This window comes from Pirellulales bacterium (genome assembly GCA_035499655.1).
Lineage (GTDB): Bacteria > Planctomycetota > Planctomycetia > Pirellulales > JADZDJ01 > DATJYL01.
This window is the reverse complement of sequence record DATJYL010000222.1, coordinates 15,312-31,836: the sequence shown is the minus strand read 5'-3', so window position 1 is coordinate 31,836 and position 16,525 is coordinate 15,312. Positions and strand designations below refer to the sequence as shown.

Here is a 16,525-nt window from a genome sequence, read left to right as displayed (position 1 = left end):
GCGCACCACATCCTCCGAGAATGTCAACCCTGGCGCATTTGCGGGTTATGCACACCTCTTCCATCCGGTTGACGCCCTGCTCCGCCGCCCTGCGAATGCTCGTGGCTTGGGCCGTATTGTGGTCCGGCTTATCACCCTGCGTCCGGCCGGCGGTAGCGGGCGATGCTCCCTGCGGCACGACATCTTCAGCGTGTGGTCATGAGGCCCCAGTTTGCCTGCCGCGCACCCAGGACGAGGTGTGGCTGGTCAGTTCCCGTTGCCTGGGCTGCCCCAACGACGAAGCTAACCCGCCGCAGTTTCAGGTCTGGCAGTACGATTTGAACGCACATCAGTGGAACAGTTCCACGCAGGCAGCGTTTTTGGCGTCGAATCGTCCGGCCCTGCCCACGGTGTTTTGGGTGCATGGCAACCGGAAATACGCCGACGAAGCGCGCGAAGACGGAATGGAGGTCTACGATCAGTTGACCACCGGCGTTTCCGGCGATCGCCCGATTCGATTTGTGATTTATTCCTGGCCGGCCGTACCCGTCCGTGGCCTGCGCGAGGATGCGCGCGAAAAAGCCATCCGGACCAATGCCGACGGTTATTATTTGGCTGCGCTTGTCAATCAGATTGATCCGCACGTGTCGGTCGATTTGATCGGTTACAGCTTCGGGGCCCGGATCGTGACCGGCGCCTTGCACATTCTCGGCGGCGGCGATATTTGCGGGTGGTCGCTGCCCCATCCGATCAAACGACTGGCGCCTTTGCAGGCGGTGCTGGTGGCTCCAGCTGTGAATAACGACTGGTTGGCGATCGGCCATGCGCACGGCAAGGCGTTGGTAGCCGTCGATCGCATGTTGTCGCTCAATAATTATTGCGATCGAGCGTTGAAACACTACGCGGCAATCGATCCCTGCACCAAACCGGTGGCCTTAGGGTATACCGGCGCCGTTGGTTACCTTGGAGAGAACGGCAGCAAACTGCGGCAGTTCAATATGTGCTGTGCGGTAGGCAAACAGCACTATTGGGGAAACTATTTCTACAATCCGGGCATTGTGGCCATGATTCGGCCTTACGTGGGGTTGGGGCAATAACCGGACGGGCAAAGGCAAGAAATCACGGACAGGATGTTTGCCGGCTTCTGTCCGAAAACACGGCCGCTTGACGCTCTTCCACGCCGTCTGTCATCTTGGAAAGCGGTTTTGTTGCGTCCGCGTTGATATTCCGTTTCACCGATAATCCGCCATGTCCGAACCGCTGGCCTACTTGAACGGTCAATTGCTTCCCGCGTCGGAAGCGGTCATTCCTGTATTCGATGCCGGCTTTGTTCTGGGCGTAACCGTCACCGAGCAATTGCGAACTTTCCGCGGCGAGCTGTTCCGCTTGCCCGAGCATTTGGCGCGCCTGCACACTTCGCTCCGAACCGCTGGCATTCAACCGCGAGAATCACTCGCTGAGCTGGCAGAGATTGCCATGCGGTTGGTCGCTAATAACCGCAGCTTCGTTGAGCCAGACGACGACTTGGGTTTGTGCATTTTCATCACGCCGGGACCTTACACTGCCATGGCCGAAGTTTCCGTGACTGGGCCCACGGTCGGATTGCACACGTATCGCTTACCGTTTCATCTGTGGGCTGACCGATACCAGACGGGCATTGCCTTGCGAACAACTGCGATTCAGCAAGTGCCGCCATCCTGCTGGCCTGCCGCACTAAAATGCCGCAGTCGAATGCACTATTTTCTGGCCGACCAGGAAGCCGCCAAGGCTGAGCCGGGATCGCGGGCTTTGCTGCTCGATCAGCGCGGATTGATTTCGGAAACTTCGACGGCCAACGTCGTGGCTTGGTATGCGAAGGAGGGTTTAATTTCACCGCCGATTCCACAAGTGCTTCCCGGCATCAGCCTGCAAGTGGTTACCGAATTAGCCGGACGATTGGGCATTCCGTTTGTCACCCGGGACCTTACGCCCGACGAATTCAGCCGCGCCGACGAAGCATTTCTTACCAGCACCCCCAATTGCCTGTTGCCGGTTACCCGGTTCAACGGCCGCCCGATCGGCAACGGTCAGCCGGGAAAAATACTTCGGCAGTTGTTGGCCGCCTGGAATGAAATGTCCGGCGTGAACATTGCGGAACAAGCCCGCCGATTTTCCAAAAGAACGTAGCGTCTACTGCGAGCAACTTGAGTCGCGGGCCAATGCAAAGGGAACGACCTGAATAGCAGCGAACGTCATTCGGCGACGAAGTTCACCCAGCCTTTCGCGTTCATCCGCTTGTCTACGCTGGCCTGTGTCTTTACAGTAGAATGAAAGTGCCGCAGCTCCCCTCGCGCGAGTTTCACGTTTGAAGTGCTATGAAGTTGTTCGATCAATTCTTGTCGATGCTTTCCAGCAAGGTCGATCTCGACAGCCGATACGAGATGCTCCGCGAAACGGTTTCGGGCACGATGTCCAGCTTTTTCAAAGTCCGCGATCGTCAAACGGGGCAAATTGTCGGCTTGAAAATTCTTGATCCGGAAAAGTCCAGCATTGTGGAAAGCCGCTTTAAGGGTTGCAATAAGCCCAGCGAAGCTGAAATTGGGCTGGCGCTGCAGCATTCCAATATTGTCAAAACCTTAGCGCATGGCACTTCGTACGATAACAAGCAGTTCATTGTCCTGGAATTCCTGGAAGGCGTGGGGCTGAATTCTTTGTTGATTAGTCGCAGCGTGCAGCTGGACGGCCGACGATTGGACATCATCCGCAAAATGGCGGAAGCCGTCGGCGCGGTGCACAAGGCAGGTTTTATCCACCGCGATATTTGTCCGCGGAATTTTATGGTATCACCCCAGTTCGACCGCGTCACGCTGATTGATTTTGGCCTGACGCTGCCGGCCAAGCCGGAATTCATGCAGCCTGGCAACCGCACCGGCACGCCCAATTACATGTCGCCGGAAATCGTGCGTCGGAAGAAAACCGATCTTCGGGTCGATGTGTTTGCCTTCGGAGTCACCGCTTATGAAGTGATGACCTTCGAACTTCCCTGGACGCGCGGCATCGATGGCCGGGCCGCGCTGGAACACGATCTAGCGCCTCCGGTGGAGATTACGGAGCGCCGTCCGAAAATCAACAAAACTTTGGCCAAAGCGATCATGTGGTGCTTGGTGAATAACCCGGACGATCGCTGTCCCAGTATGGAACGATTTTTGAGCGCGATTGCCAGCGTTAAGTCGGAAGACGCCGATTGAACCCGCACCGGCGATTGCCGCGATAATTTTTCCGATACGCTACGCCGCACCTTCGGTCTCTTCTCCCTGGTTTTCTACTTCTGGGCCTCTACTTTTCGTCCCCTGTGCCCGGTCCCCTGCGTCCAGATCGGGCGCCACTCGCTTATAAGTTCCGGATTGCCAGCGGGGAATGTCGATTTTGTAATAGGGGGAAAACCGGCTTTCGCACGGTCCGCCGGGTAAATTGGTCCACGCTTCGTCGGCGCCCAAATCGGTCACAAAATGATAGGACGGCGCGAACGTTGTTTCCCGCTTGGCGGTGGTGAGCAAATGTCCTTGAAAGGGCGTGGCGTGGCAGCCCGGCATGGGCATTTGGCGCGTGTGAAAACCCAGGTAGCGCCCCATCCGGCGGTCACTGATGAACCGATTCACAAAATGGAACGAGTTGAATTCACCCCAGGGCAAGTCCTTCTCGCCGACCAAACGTTCTGCCGCTCGACGGATCAGTTCTCCCTTTTCTCGTTCGTTCCACCAGCGCGAGTTTTCTTCTTTCAGCAAGCGATCGATGCAGGTGAGCACCATCGTTGAGTAGCCAAACCGGGATGACAGATACAACATCCGCCGCCAGCCGATTCCGCCCCCTTCACGGTGCGGGGCTTCGCCGAAGATGACCAGCAGCACGTTGCGATACAGCTTGGCAAACAAGGTCGCCTCCAAACTGGCCTGGTCGTAACTGCAGTTCCAAGCATCCAACCGTTTTTTGAGCGGGCCGTCCGGCAGGTGCGGCAGAAAAATTGCCAGCAACTCTTTGGCCTGGACGCTGATTACGTCGTATTGCAACTGCTGCATGTCCAGGAGTGTGGCCTGCGGCAGTTCGCGCAGCCGCTGGACAATGCGCCGCTTGCGATAGTCGGGCAACGGCATGGTCGTCAGCGGCGGATCGCCCGGCGCGTTGATGTTTTCGTTCGCCGTGGCGATGAAGCCTTCGGGCGGATCGTAAATGTGCGGCAGATAGTAACTTTCCAGGCGGCCCCGCCAATGGTTTGCCTCGTCCCAAGCCGGCACGGGCAATAATCCGCTATTGGCCGGATTCCGCTTGGGCAACCAGCCCCCGCCTTGCAAACCGATGTGCCCATCCTGGTCGGCAAACAGCCAGCAGAGCGTCGGCTGCGGACATTCCCGTGCCACTTCCATGGCGTCGGCTGCAGAGCGGCAACCCGCGACATCGAGCCAGGTGGCGATGGAGCGAGACGCCCCCGGGCTGTTGCCAATCCAATTGAACGAGAGGTAATAACCGGCGCCGGTCGGATCGCTTTCCAAAATGCCTTGCGGATTGAAATACACCGGTAATGTTGCGGGCGCTGCCGATTTGCGTTGCATGGTTTCGTCGCGCAGTTGAAAATCGCGCCATTCCTGCCCCCGGCGGTATTGCCAGCCGGTCGTGCCGCCGGGCCGGCAATCTTCGATGAAAAAATCAATTGCATCCCCCTTCATGTAGGTCACGCCCCAGGCCAATTTTTCTGTCCGTCCCACGCCAAACAGCGGGCAGCCGGGCAATGTGGCGCCGAGCACGTATTGATCGTTCCAGCGCAACACGGCCTCGTACCAAATGGCGGGGAGGCGGTTGACTTCCAAATGCGGATCGGCGGCCAACAGCGCATGGCCGGTGGCGCTGCGTGCCGGCGAAATAGCCCAGGCATTGCTACCGGCCAGGCGCGGCAAGTCGGTGATGAGTTCAATCGCCTCGTCGGAAAGCTGGCTGGCAATTCGGACGCGCCGCAGCAATTCCAAATTGACGCGCTCCAAATGCGGATAGAACAATTCGCGCAGCCGTGTATCGTCGATGCCGGTTTGAATGAGTTCCACCAACAAGCGTTCGTTTTGCTGTTGCCCGACAGCCAAGCCACCGTAGCTGAGCAAATTGCCGATCAAGAGCACCGCTTGCTGATTCCACGGCTGGGGCCGAAACCCCGTGGCCCACATGGGGAGCGATCGTCCGGATTCACGCAGTCCGTCGTTGACACCCTCGCAATAAGCGGTAATGTCGCCGAACGTCCGATCGTCCAGCCGGCGGACTTCGTCATCCAACAGCAAGTGCAAACCCACGCGGCGAAAAAACCGATCCGTTTCCAACAGTTCCGGCTTGTCGGCGATCAGTTCGGCCGACCGCCCGCTGGCTAGTGCCCTGGCAAACAACATCTGCGTGGGCCGATCGAGCCCGTGCAAATAACCCAGCCCGTACAAGGCAGCCCGCCAGGAACCGGCCATTAGGTGGGGCACGCCGTTCTGATCACGAAAGGCCTCCAAACGTCGGCGAGCGAATTTGAGCGGCAGCGGTTGCATGAGGTAAGCCCCCGGACTTGTTCGGTGATTTCGGTTAGACTTTGCGTTTGCGTTTTACCCATTCACCGCGATGGTCAACGGTTCTCTTGCTCTAATGGTCCGTCAATCGTAACCTCGACGTATCCGGCTGGCGAGCTTCACAAGCTGCGTTGCACAGGCCGATTATGCCGACCTTGAGTCCCTCGTCCCCTTGGAGTTTGGGCCCCCGTTCGCGGCAAATGCTTGAGGCATTTCATTCCAGCTTCCCCGTATAAATCGCACCACCGGTCAATGGCCGCGTACCAGTTCATTACGATTTGGCGGTTTGAGCAGCCCATCGAGCGGGTGTGGGAGGCCATCAATGCGGCGGAAGATTATCCGCGCTGGTGGGCCGATATTTTGTATTACCAGTGCCTTACGCCAGAAAATCCGCGTGGCGTTGGTGCGTGCGGCCGCCGGGCCGTTCGCGGCTTCTTGCCGTATTCGCTGCAATATACAACTACTATCACGCGCTGCGAATCACCCAGCGAATTGGCCTATGATGCCGAGGGCGATTTGATCGGTGAGGGCCGTTTTGAGCTGCGAGACATTCGCAGCAAGCCCCACGGAAGCTCTATCCCCAACACCGAAGTCACGATTTATTGGAACGTATCGACGAAGGGCCGCTGGTTGAATCGCCTGGCTCCGCTGCTCAAATGGCTCTTTGCCGCCAATCACCATTACGTCATGCGCCGCGGCGAACGCGGCCTGGCCCTGTGGCTGGAACGCAATCTATGAACTCCGAATCTCCATTGCCGCTTGAAATCGATTGCAGCGCCGTCCAGCAAAAGCTGGTGGCCGGCGAAGATTTTCTCTTGCTCGATTGCCGCGAGCCGGAGGAGTATGCCACAGCCAAAATTGCTCAGGCCAAGCTGCTGCCCATAAGCGAGATAGCTGGCCGCCTGCGCGAACTGGAGCCCCACCGCGGGCGTCCTATTGTCGTGCATTGCCATCACAGTGGCCGTAGCTTGCGGGTCGCCCGCTGGTTACGGGAACAAGGCTTTACCCAAACGCAATACATGGCCGGGGGCATCGACCAGTGGTCGCAAGAAATTGATCCCACGGTGCCGCGTTATTGAGAGGGATCGAGGTATAAAGAGGTCGACAAGTCGAAGCGTCGAAAAGTCTGAACCAGAATCCCTTCGACTTTTGGACGCTTCGACTTTTTGACCCTTCTGCGATTGCGATGGGACCATGTATAATGTCGGCTCGCGCCAGCGTATGCGGTTGTGGCGGAACTGGCAGACGCGCAAGCCTCAGGAGCTTGTTCCCGCAAGGGAGTGGAGGTTCAAATCCTCTCAACCGCACTTTCATGGGCAGGGCCCTTCGCTCACTACCGCCCTGCGCTCGCTCGCCGCCCGGCGAGCGTGCTCGGTTGCTGGTTCAAATCCTCTGCGCCGCACTTTCATCGCAAAATCGGGCCGTCGTCCAGCACGTTCACATGCATGGCCGTCACGTGCGGTTTCTGTAGCTCCGGCATGAATCCGCGCTGTCCGGTGACGCCCACTTCTTTGCCGACATAAGGCTGCAAGTTCACGCCTGGGGCCGGTGTAATGAACGATACCACCTGGTTTGACGGGTCGACCAGCGCGAAGGTTGGCGCATTGGGTCGTTGCGAAATAACCGGCGTCAATTTGCCCACGCTGTCGAACCGATCCGGGTCGTCCGTCGGCAAGACCGAGGGCCGATGGCTGGCCAGCGCGCTGGCCGTAGCACTGCCGGGCTCGCCCAGCAAATCTTGGCGGTGCTTCACGTCTTCAAAACGGGCAATGCGGTTGAGTACCAAGCGAACGCGGCCGCGCTCCAAGGCGGTATCGGCGCTGGGGAGGAGCGCTTCGGCGCGGCGGCGTAAGGCCGTAAATTCCCACATCGACGGATCATCGACGACCATCTGCGAGACTTGAAAATCAATCGCGTTCAACTCGGTCTGAAACGGATCACCCGGCGGCTGCGACGGATCGCTGCTCATTCCGGAGCCTTTGGAGGCTTGCCAATTGGAATCGTGCTTGACAACGCCGCCGGTATCAACGCGGGTCGATGCCGAAGCGGACGATGCGATGATGCCGCTTCCTTTGGGCGCCCACTCGGTTTGCTGCGCGGGATGCATCGCTGCGTCGGTTCCGCCGTGAGAAGCCCCGTCATCGTCGAAAGACGCTGTCCGCCGTGTGGTGCGGTCGCCGTCGTCGTCGTGCGACAATCCAGTGGGCGGATCACGTTCCACAAACTTGCCAAACACCCAGCGGAATTCACCGGAAGGGGGAGCAATTTCGCACCACGATTGTGCCTCGGCCCCGTCGCCCAGTTGCTTGATGTCCATGATTTCCACTTGTTCCCCCTTGTCCAATCGGACTTGATGCACGTCGTGAGCGTTGCTAAAGCGCGTGCCCACAAAGCACATGGCGTGATCTTTCTCGACTACGGCCAAATGGTCGCCCAAGGGCTTGATGGCATCGGCCGGCACCCAACTGAAGCTTCCCTGTGGCGGTCGAATGGCCAACCATCCGCCGGGATCCTGGCGATACACTTCCACCGCTGCGCCCTGCGGCAACTTGTCGGTGGGAAAATAATTTTTTCCTGGTCCGCTGCGAACGTAGACCTCGTTGGAGTTGGTGTAGGCGGTATAGGGGAAATTGTCAGCAGCCGAAGCCCGATCTGCGGCATTCCACACGGAAACCACGGGCAGCAATATGGCGCAAACGATCCAAGCGATGCCGCTGGCAAAGCGCATCGGAACTCTCCTGAAAGAAGGGCGAAAAATCGGGAATACCGTAAGAAAAGCAGTGCCAACCTTGCGATCCGCGGGGTGTACCCAAGGAACCTTGGGACAGGGCGGATGGATTTCCAAGCAGCGAAAACCTGCTCAGGGGCAAGGCTTTTAGCGAAAACGGTTTGCTGCCGCAAGAGCGGTTTCAAATCGCTGCTCCGCGCCTTGCATTCCGCACGGCCGCTGCCGGTGGCAATTTCGTACCAGCCGTCAACTTTGCCATATCGATAAAGACGCTAGCAGCAGCGGTTCGATATGAGTGGACGACAGTGACATCATTTCACACGCCGGCCGTGCATTGCCTACGGCTTACCGCCCATGGAATTCAATCGCAATCAGTTTTTCATGATCGGCGTGTTGTTGGTGCTGCTGGGCGTCCAGTTCCGCCTGGTAGAATCGGCCACGCTGAACGAAAAAACCACCCAATTTCTGGCTGCGCACGCCGGTTCCAGCACGACGGGACTGATGGCGGCTTTGCCGGGTTCCATTCCCCATAAAGTCATCCAGCCGCCGCAATGGCTGGGCTGGGCGCTCATTTCGGTGGGCGCGGTCTGTGTGTTGCACAGCCTGGCGATGAAAAAACCCGGCGGCGGATAACGGGCAATCAGAATTCCGTAATCTCAGACACAGAGCAACCTTGTACCACATACTCTAAACCCGAATACACTACAGATCCGCCAGGCCCTCATCATAATCAGAAAGGAATCTGATGCTCACATCACTCTGCATTCTGCTGGTTTTTTATTATTTCCAAGGCGCCCAGCGGACAACCAGTTCGACATCATAAAAAAGCAGCGGCGGGATATTCGCTGTTCGTCATCGGGGACGGAGCTGGGGGTGGAATCCGCAACCTAACTGCGGTTGCACATTGAAACAGCGAATCGGGCCACCACCATTGTGCCGTTAGCACCCACTCCCAACATCCCCACTTTGCGCCTTACAATTAGAGGGATGTCAGAAGAGACCTGGAAAGCCGTCGAGCAATACTTCGTAAATTTAGTGGTGCGTCCCGATGCGGTGTTGCAAGCCGCCGCCGCTGCCGGCGAAGCGGCCGGCCTGCCACCGATCGCGGTTACCCCCAACCACGGCAAGCTGCTAATGTTGTTGGGCCAGGCCATCGGCGCCAAACGCATTTTAGAAATCGGCACCCTGGCCGGTTACAGCACCATTTGGCTGGGCCGCGCGCTGCAGCCGGGTGGTCGGTTGATTACGCTGGAAGCCGATGCAAAACACGCCGACGTGGCGCGGAAGAATTTCGTCCGCGCCGGCGTATCCGAAGTCATTGAGCTGCGGCTCGGCAAAGCACTGGAGACGTTGCCGCAGTTGTCCGCGGAGCAGCGTGGGCCGTTCGATCTGATCTTCATCGATGCGGATAAAGAAAACAACGCCGAGTATTTTCGTTGGGCGCTGAAATTATCGCGTGTTGGCAGTTTGATTATCGTCGACAACGTCGTGCGTGAAGGCCACGTCATCGAAGCCGCGACCCGTGACAAGAGCGTTCAGGGAGTGCGTCGCTGCAACGAGGCGATGGCCGCCGAACCGCGCGTTTCGGTCACCGCTTTGCAAACCGTGGGCAGTAAAGGATACGATGGTTTTTCCGTGGCACTGGTTACGTCGTAGAGGCGATGGCCGGGCTTCGCAGAGCGTAGCCTTTCGCAGAACACCTTTGCAGAAGGATGCAGTTGCCAGACCGTCGTGTGAGTTGCACCAAAGATGCCGGCGGTAGCGAGCAAATTAACGGCATATTTGCGGAATTCGGTCGGAACGCCGGCGAATTGAATTCGTCTGGGCCACGTTGCCGAACAATAGGACGAGCACCTGAATTGCCCATCCGGTGAAGGCGAATTGTTCCAAACAAAAAACTATCCAGTTTTCTTCATGCGAGGTTGTTTCATGCGTCGGTTTTTATTAGCGATTGTGGCGATTGTGGCATTGGTCGATGTGGCTCCGGTTCGCGCTTCCTGGACGGTGGCGCCGCCGGGAACGGAAAAATCGAAAGAGATCAAGGAGATGAACATCCTGGATCGCCCCAACCGAGTGCTGCATTTTTACGGCGATGCCGTACGGTTGGCCAATCGCCGCCGCGATGCGAAATAACGCGGGCCATTGATTGTTGACCGAATACAAGGGTGTACCGCATGGCACGTTCGGCCAGGCGTGGTTCGGGAGTCACCAAGATCGCAAACGGCCATGCGAATAAGGTGAGAGCGAGGTTCAACCCATCGACGCTGTTTTCAAGTTGCGAGGTCATTGCATGTTTACCGGTCTGCTTGCTTTCGGCGGCTTCGGCGGATTGCTGGGGTTATTGTGTCTCATCCTGTGGATTGTGGCACTGGTCGATTGTTTGAAGAATTCCCGGTTGCAAGGAACGGAAAAACTGATTTGGGTATTGGTGATTATCTTCTTGCCCCTGCTGGGTTCGCTGTTGTATTTCATCATTGGCAAAGGGCAATCGGTTTGATTTATGCCAGTTTGGCTCAGCGTGGTGTCGGTGATTTCGCTGGTGTTGGCCGGCGTGTGCGCCGTGGTGATAGCGATCGATTTACTCACCGGGCATCGCCAACCCATGGCCATCATGAACCTGGTCTGGCCGATCACGGCCCTGTACGGGGGCCCGCTGGCGCTGTGGGCCTATATGCGCATCGGCCGCAGCGGGAGCCGGGGGAGTATGGCAAACATGCAACACGGCGCGCCGGGCAAGGACAGCATGTCTGGAATGCCACCGCAGTTTAGCGCAATGCCCCTTGCCAAAATGCCCAGCATGTGGCGTCCGAAGTGGCAATCGGTAGCCGTGGCTACCACGCACTGCGGCAGCGGCTGCACGGTGGGCGACATGATCGCGGAAACATTTCTATACTTTGTGCCCCTCACGTTGTTTGGCAAGCCGATCTTCGCGGCCTGGGTGGTGGATTACATCTTGGCATTTATCTTCGGCATCGCGTTCCAGTACCTCACCATAAAGCCGATGAAAAACCTGACCTCCGCACAGGCGCTTTTGACGGCGATAAAGATCGATTCGCTGTCCCTCACCGCGTGGCAGGTGGGGATGTACGGGTGGATGGCCAGCATCATTTTTGGAATTGTGGGGCACGATCTGTCTAAGACCGACCCGGTATTTTGGTTCATGATGCAAATTGCGATGTGCGCAGGCTTTTTGACAAGTTATCCGGTAACATGGTGGTTGGTGAGCCGCGGAATTAAAGAAGCGATGTAAAGGGGAAGAGAAATTGCTCAATCGAGCAACGGTTCTACAAAATCATTTGGGAGTAATTGGACCATGCCGCAAAATATCCCAAACCTACAGGGCTTGAACATCAATCTTGATCCTAACGCACTCAACGCGCTGCCGCCGGTGGTACTAGTGTTACTGGGCGTGGTGGTGTTGTTATTTGGGCGATCGCTGTTTTGGGGCTTCATTGCCATCGTCGGATTTCTGCTAGGCATGGCACTGGCGCAGGAATGGCTGGCCGATAAGCCGGAGTGGATTCAAATCCTGGCGGCCATTGGGGCGGGCATACTGGGCGCGGTATTGGGCATACTGATCGAGCGGCTGGCGTTTGCGATAGCGGGATTTTTTGCCGGAGGATATTTCGCCCTGGCGCTAGCGGCGCGGTTGCACGCCGGCGGCGATCCGCACTTATGGATGATCGTGGGCGGGATTATCGGCGCGATTGTAGCTGTTATGGTGATGGATTGGGCCATCATCGTGCTTTCCAGCCTGGCGGGAGCCGCGGCCATTCTGACGCCGTTTCAAACGAAGCTTGACAATCGCACGATGCCCATTGCGTTTTTGGTTCTGGCCGTCATCGGCATTGCATTTCAAGGCCGACGCCTGATGGGACGCCGACGTTTGACGTCGCCACCGGCGAATGCCGCCCCACCTGCCTGAGGCTGCGGCTCCATTCAAGCACGCTTAGCAAGCGGTGGCCGTCGTCCAACGATTGGAAAGCCGCACTCGTTTTTTGCTGATTTGCAAATTGAGCGGCAGCAAAACCGATGAACCATGCAAACAGTTCCTTCCTGACGATCGGTTGCCTCGACGCCATCATGCTTTGCAAAACCATTGGCCCGCAAATTTTACCAATTGTTCCCATTTCGTCTTGTCAGGAGTGATTTTGGTTGAGGCTCTTGACGCTTAAATCGATCCAATTCATAATCAGCCTCACGCCCTTGCGCCCATTCTTTGGATTGCTCTTCTCAGGAAAATTCTTTCGAACCGCATTCTTTTCCGGTTCAGCTTTGGCGTAAGGAAACATGCATGTCTACCGTTGCGTTAGAGGGCGTTGCTGCGCGCCCGGTGGTTAGGGCAGAGGCCGGAGTTCGATCCAGAATTTTACTGATCGATGCCCTGCGTGCCGTAGCGGCCACCACGATTGCGTGGCACCATTTCGCGCAGTATTGGCCGCTTTCAGAATCATCCCAACCGGTGCTGGGCAATGCATTCAGTTGGCTGAACAATCATGCCCGCGCGGCGCAAGTGTTTTTTGTCATCGGCGGTTTTGTGATGGCCCGAAGCATGGCCCACCGACATTGGAACGGGGTGAAAGTGGGCAGTTTCATCGCGTACCGCTATTGCCGGTTGGGATTGCCCTATTTGGCGGTGATTTTGCTGGCGATTGGGGCATGCGCCGTGGGGCGTGGTTTGCTTTCGGACGAATTGATCGGCCCGCCGCCGACACTGCCTCAAGTGTTGGCCCATACGGTGTTTTTGCAAGACATATTGGGGTACGGTTCGCTATCGGCGGGATTATGGTTTGTATGCATCAATTTTCAATTGGGCCTGGTTTACGCCTTGATGCTTTGGATGCGTGACTCGTTGTCTTACCGGCTGAGCGTTCCGTCGAATGTCTGGTGGGTGGACGTGCCGTTAACTGTCGGAATGATTTTGTCTGTTGCGTCTTTATTCTTTTTTAATCTCGACGAGCGGTGGAGCGTGTGGTGCGTTTATTTTTTCTCCGAATTCTTTTTGGGCATATTGGCACAGCTGGCCATCCAGAGCGAATCTGGGCGAAAGTGGTTTTCGTGGTACATTTTGCTGATGGCGGCCGCGATTGCGTTCCAGTGGCGCTGGCGGCTGGTAACCTCGCTGGGCGTGGCGTTGCTGCTCTATTTCAGCGAGTCGCGAGGCATCCGGCAACGGTGGTCGACGAGCGGGATGATTAACAAAGTGGGCCGAATGTCCTACAGTTTGTTTCTGATTCACTTTCCTGTGTTCCTAATCGTGGCCTCTTTATGGATTCGGCTGGAGTGGGATTCACCCTCGCAAACGGTATGCGGATTAGCCATTGCATTTGCGGCGAGCCTGATCGCGGCGGCGGGATTTTACCGGCTCGTGGAAGAATCGGCCTCGCGATTCAGCCGCAGATTCGCCTAACGGCTGGGCGTGGTTTCCGCTGACGATTCCGCCCTCTGTCTTGGCAAATACAAATCGAATCGAGTGCCTCGCCCCGCATGCCTCGCGCACTCTATCCAACCCCGGTGCTGCTCGATCACGGCGAACACCAACGCCAACCCTAGCCCCGTCGGCCGTCCTTCCGCTTTGGTGGTGAAGCCCGGCTCGGAAATCTGCGCACGGACCGCCGGCTTCATTCCCGCTCCGGTATCGCTAATCCGAACACGAACGAATTGCCCAACACGTCCTTCAGGATGGCTCGACAACTCGCCGCAATTGATTTCGACATTTTCCAGTTCCACCCACACTTCGCCCTCTCGCGGCACGGCATCCTCGGCATTCAAAACCAGTTCGAAAATAGCCTGCCCCAACAACAGCTCGTCCCCGTCCACTGCCCAAAGCTGAGGATCAGAACTCAAGTCGAACGAAATCCGTGCATCGGTGCGGGCATCGATTTCCTTCAAGCAATTCGTGGCCAACTCTTCCAAATCGAGCGGCTGGATTTTGCCGGTGCTGCGGCCCGCGTACGAAAACATTTGCAGCCGTTGAACCAGCTCCACGGCATGTTGGGCCGCCGCTTCGACGCGCTCCAGCAGTTCGCGTCTTTCGGACTTCCGCGACGTCATGGCCAAAGCCAGCGACGTGTTGCCCATGACAGAGGTCAACAAGCTGTTCAATTTTTGCGACAATCCCCCGGCCAACCGGCTGAGGGTTTCCATTTTTTGCTGGCGGCGCAACTTTTCTTCGTTTTCCCGCCGCAGCGCTTCGAATTCCAAACGAACGCTGATATCGCGCAGCACCAGGGCGATTCCGAGAAAATCGCCTCGCGAATCGAAAATGGCCGACAGCGTTCCCTCCACCGGCGTGACGCGGCCTTTGCGCGAAACAATGCTGCACCCCGCCGGCAAATCTTCCGCGCGGTTTTCCCGAGAAACTAAATCAATCAGCGCTTGTAGCGGCGCCGCCTGATCGCCAACAGTGATTTTACAAACCGTCATCACCGGCACGCCCGCCGCCTGATCTTTCTCCCAATCGGTCAGCGATTCACCAGCGGCGTTCATCATCCGGACATGCTGCTCCGGATCGATTGTGATAACCGCATCGCCAATGCTATTGTGAACGGCGGCCAGCCACCGCTCTGTTTCTTCCAACTTTTGCTCCACTCGATGCTTGGCGATCGCCATTTCAATGGTCGTGTGCAGTTCTTGCTCCTCGTAAGGTTTCAGCAAGTATCCGAAAGCTTGGGTTTCTCCAGCGCGGGCGACCGTTTCCAGATCGGAAAAGGCCGAAAGATAAACGATGGGAACGCCGCAATAAGAGCGGATTTTTCGGGCGGCCTCGATGCCGTCGAGTTCTCCCTGCAGGTGAATATCCATCAGCACCAGGTCCGGTTTATTCTCCAAGGCTTTTTCCACGGCTTCGCGGGCCGAGGAGGCGATGCCGGATACTTCGTAACCGAACTGCTCCAACTCATTTTGAATCGCCGTGGCGACAAGACGCTCGTCTTCAACCACAAGAATTTGTGTCGCCGACATGACAGCAAGCTCCTTTTAATTTATTTCTGGAAAAGTAACGGTGGCGCCGGTGCCACAGCCATTGGTCCATTGCAATTCACCGGAAAGCTGATCGACCAGGGCCCGCACAATTTGCAGCCCGACACTGGAGCGCTGAGGCGCTTGTTTTGGAGAAAAGCCAATGCCGTTGTCTCGAACCGAGAGGCTGATGCGATCGTCGGCTCGACGAAGTTCCACGCTCACTTCGCCCGATTTACCGTCAGGAAATGCATACTTAAAAGCGTTGCAAACCAACTCGTTGACAATCAGCGCGCAGGGCACCAGCCGATCGATGCCCAGTGCCAGGGCCTCAACCGTGACATGTGGCGTAACCTGGCCACGCCCCACGTAGTAGGACCGGAACAGCTCCTGCACAAGCTTGCCGAAATAATCGGAGATATCGATGCTCGTCAAATTCGCGGCGCCGCACAACCGTTGATGGACGAGCGCAATCGCGCGGATGCGGTGCTGGCATTCCTTAAAAATCTCCTGATTTTCCCGGCCTTGAATTTTGCTGGATTGAATGCTGAGCAGACTGCTGATGATCTGCAGATTGTTTTTTACCCGATGATTCAATTCGCGATTGAGCACTTCTTTTTCCTTGAGCGACAATTCCGTGCTGCCCAGTGCCAGCCGCAGGTTGGCCTCCGACTGGATCAACGCGTCCTCCGCGGCTTGCCGCTCTTTGATCTCGTTAAGCAGCGCTTCGTTTGCGGTGGCTAAGGTGGCGGTGCGCTCCTGGACCCGTGCCTCCAGCACGTCGTTTGCTTCGCGCAGCCGATTTGCAGCCTGCTTGTAACGGTCTTGCAAGTAGCAAATCGAAAGCGCCACCGAGGCGAAAATTACAAACCGCGTTAAATCGGCAAAGTCCAGCAAAATCGAAAAAATGGGCGGAATGATGAAATAATCTACCGCCAATGTCGACAGCGCCGTCGCCAATATCGCCGGCCACTTTCCACACAGCCAGGCCGTGACTACAATCGCCGCAAAGTATAAATCTGTCGGGGCTTCGTGCAGCGGTTCCACATAAAATGTCACCGCCGAGGCAACCGCCACGCTGAGCACGCTGATCGAATACGCCAGAAACCGATGTTTCTGAATGTACCCAGTCACATCGCGGGGGAACCGGGGCATAAAACACCTTGGCGCTGCCAAGCCCGGAACTGGCTTAGTAGGAAAAGATTTGCGTTCCGTGCGGGTTTTCGGCGTTAGCTGCAAAAATCGAAACGTTCGCCCGCTTTGCGCGTATTATAAGCCCCTCATTGCACTA

16 protein-coding genes and 1 tRNA gene are annotated in these 16,525 nt (G+C 57.0%); 13 read left to right on the top strand and 4 right to left on the bottom strand.

Going from position 1 to position 16,525, the window contains the following annotated elements; genetic code table 11:
• Positions 1-47 precede the first annotated feature (47 nt).
• The 3 genes from VMJ32_17455 (at position 48) to VMJ32_17445 (ending at position 3,206) form a co-directional block, all read left to right on the top strand.
• Positions 48-1,076, top strand: coding sequence for a hypothetical protein (locus VMJ32_17455; protein HTQ40812.1), 1,029 nt, complete (start codon positions 48-50; stop codon positions 1,074-1,076).
• A 151-nt stretch (positions 1,077-1,227) separates the two neighbouring features.
• Positions 1,228-2,145, top strand: a complete 918-nt coding sequence (locus VMJ32_17450; protein ID HTQ40811.1) for an aminotransferase class IV — start codon at positions 1,228-1,230, stop codon at positions 2,143-2,145.
• Between the two features lie 188 nt (positions 2,146-2,333).
• Positions 2,334-3,206 carry a serine/threonine-protein kinase gene (locus tag VMJ32_17445; protein HTQ40810.1) on the top strand — a complete coding sequence of 291 codons (873 nt, stop codon included), beginning with the start codon at positions 2,334-2,336 and terminating at the stop codon, positions 3,204-3,206.
• Positions 3,207-3,245: 39 nt separating this feature from the next.
• Here the strand turns inward: VMJ32_17445 and VMJ32_17440 are convergent, their stop codons facing one another.
• Positions 3,246-5,528, bottom strand: coding sequence for a penicillin acylase family protein (locus VMJ32_17440; GenBank protein ID HTQ40809.1), 2,283 nt, complete (start codon positions 5,526-5,528; stop codon positions 3,246-3,248).
• A gap of 270 nt (positions 5,529-5,798) precedes the next feature.
• Here VMJ32_17440 and VMJ32_17435 point away from each other — a divergent pair, with 270 nt between their 5' ends.
• From VMJ32_17435 to VMJ32_17425, 3 genes are all read left to right on the top strand, one after another.
• The gene (locus VMJ32_17435; protein HTQ40808.1) at positions 5,799-6,284 is read left to right on the top strand and encodes a hypothetical protein; all 486 of its coding nucleotides are present in this window, start codon (positions 5,799-5,801) and stop codon (positions 6,282-6,284) included.
• Positions 6,281-6,625 carry a rhodanese-like domain-containing protein gene (locus VMJ32_17430; protein HTQ40807.1) on the top strand — a complete coding sequence of 115 codons (345 nt, stop codon included), beginning with the start codon at positions 6,281-6,283 and terminating at the stop codon, positions 6,623-6,625. The genes VMJ32_17435 and VMJ32_17430 overlap by 4 nt, the downstream gene beginning before the upstream one ends.
• 144 nt (positions 6,626-6,769) lie before the next feature.
• Positions 6,770-6,853 (top strand) — tRNA-Leu (locus VMJ32_17425).
• A gap of 98 nt (positions 6,854-6,951) precedes the next feature.
• On the opposite strand, the gene VMJ32_17420 is transcribed toward VMJ32_17425, so the two are convergent.
• On the bottom strand, positions 6,952-8,274 hold the full coding sequence (locus VMJ32_17420; protein HTQ40806.1) for an SH3 domain-containing protein: 1,323 nt from the start codon (positions 8,272-8,274) through the stop codon (positions 6,952-6,954).
• Positions 8,275-8,628: 354 nt separating this feature from the next.
• Here VMJ32_17420 and VMJ32_17415 point away from each other — a divergent pair, with 354 nt between their 5' ends.
• The 7 genes from VMJ32_17415 (at position 8,629) to VMJ32_17385 (ending at position 13,684) form a co-directional block, all read left to right on the top strand.
• Positions 8,629-8,907 carry a hypothetical protein gene (locus VMJ32_17415; GenBank protein HTQ40805.1) on the top strand — a complete coding sequence of 93 codons (279 nt, stop codon included), beginning with the start codon at positions 8,629-8,631 and terminating at the stop codon, positions 8,905-8,907.
• 354 nt (positions 8,908-9,261) lie between these two features.
• Positions 9,262-9,930: an O-methyltransferase gene (locus tag VMJ32_17410; GenBank protein ID HTQ40804.1), complete on the top strand. Its 669-nt coding sequence runs from the start codon at positions 9,262-9,264 to the stop codon at positions 9,928-9,930.
• Between the two features lie 273 nt (positions 9,931-10,203).
• On the top strand, positions 10,204-10,407 hold the full coding sequence (locus tag VMJ32_17405) for a hypothetical protein (protein HTQ40803.1): 204 nt from the start codon (positions 10,204-10,206) through the stop codon (positions 10,405-10,407).
• Positions 10,408-10,564: 157 nt separating this feature from the next.
• Positions 10,565-10,771: a PLD nuclease N-terminal domain-containing protein gene (locus VMJ32_17400; protein HTQ40802.1), complete on the top strand. Its 207-nt coding sequence runs from the start codon at positions 10,565-10,567 to the stop codon at positions 10,769-10,771.
• Between the two features lie 3 nt (positions 10,772-10,774).
• Positions 10,775-11,524, top strand: coding sequence for a DUF4396 domain-containing protein (locus tag VMJ32_17395; protein ID HTQ40801.1), 750 nt, complete (start codon positions 10,775-10,777; stop codon positions 11,522-11,524).
• Positions 11,525-11,587: 63 nt separating this feature from the next.
• Positions 11,588-12,199, top strand: coding sequence for a hypothetical protein (locus VMJ32_17390; protein HTQ40800.1), 612 nt, complete (start codon positions 11,588-11,590; stop codon positions 12,197-12,199).
• Positions 12,200-12,568: 369 nt separating this feature from the next.
• The gene (locus VMJ32_17385; protein ID HTQ40799.1) at positions 12,569-13,684 is read left to right on the top strand and encodes an acyltransferase; all 1,116 of its coding nucleotides are present in this window, start codon (positions 12,569-12,571) and stop codon (positions 13,682-13,684) included.
• Here VMJ32_17385 and VMJ32_17380 read toward each other — a convergent pair.
• Entirely contained in the window at positions 13,681-15,237 is a 1,557-nt protein-coding gene (locus tag VMJ32_17380) for a response regulator (GenBank protein HTQ40798.1), read from the bottom strand. The two genes, VMJ32_17385 and VMJ32_17380, sit on opposite strands and share 4 nt — an antisense overlap.
• Before the next feature lie 15 nt (positions 15,238-15,252).
• Positions 15,253-16,389, bottom strand: a complete 1,137-nt coding sequence (locus VMJ32_17375; GenBank protein HTQ40797.1) for a histidine kinase dimerization/phosphoacceptor domain -containing protein — start codon at positions 16,387-16,389, stop codon at positions 15,253-15,255.
• Positions 16,390-16,525: the final 136 nt, after the last annotated feature.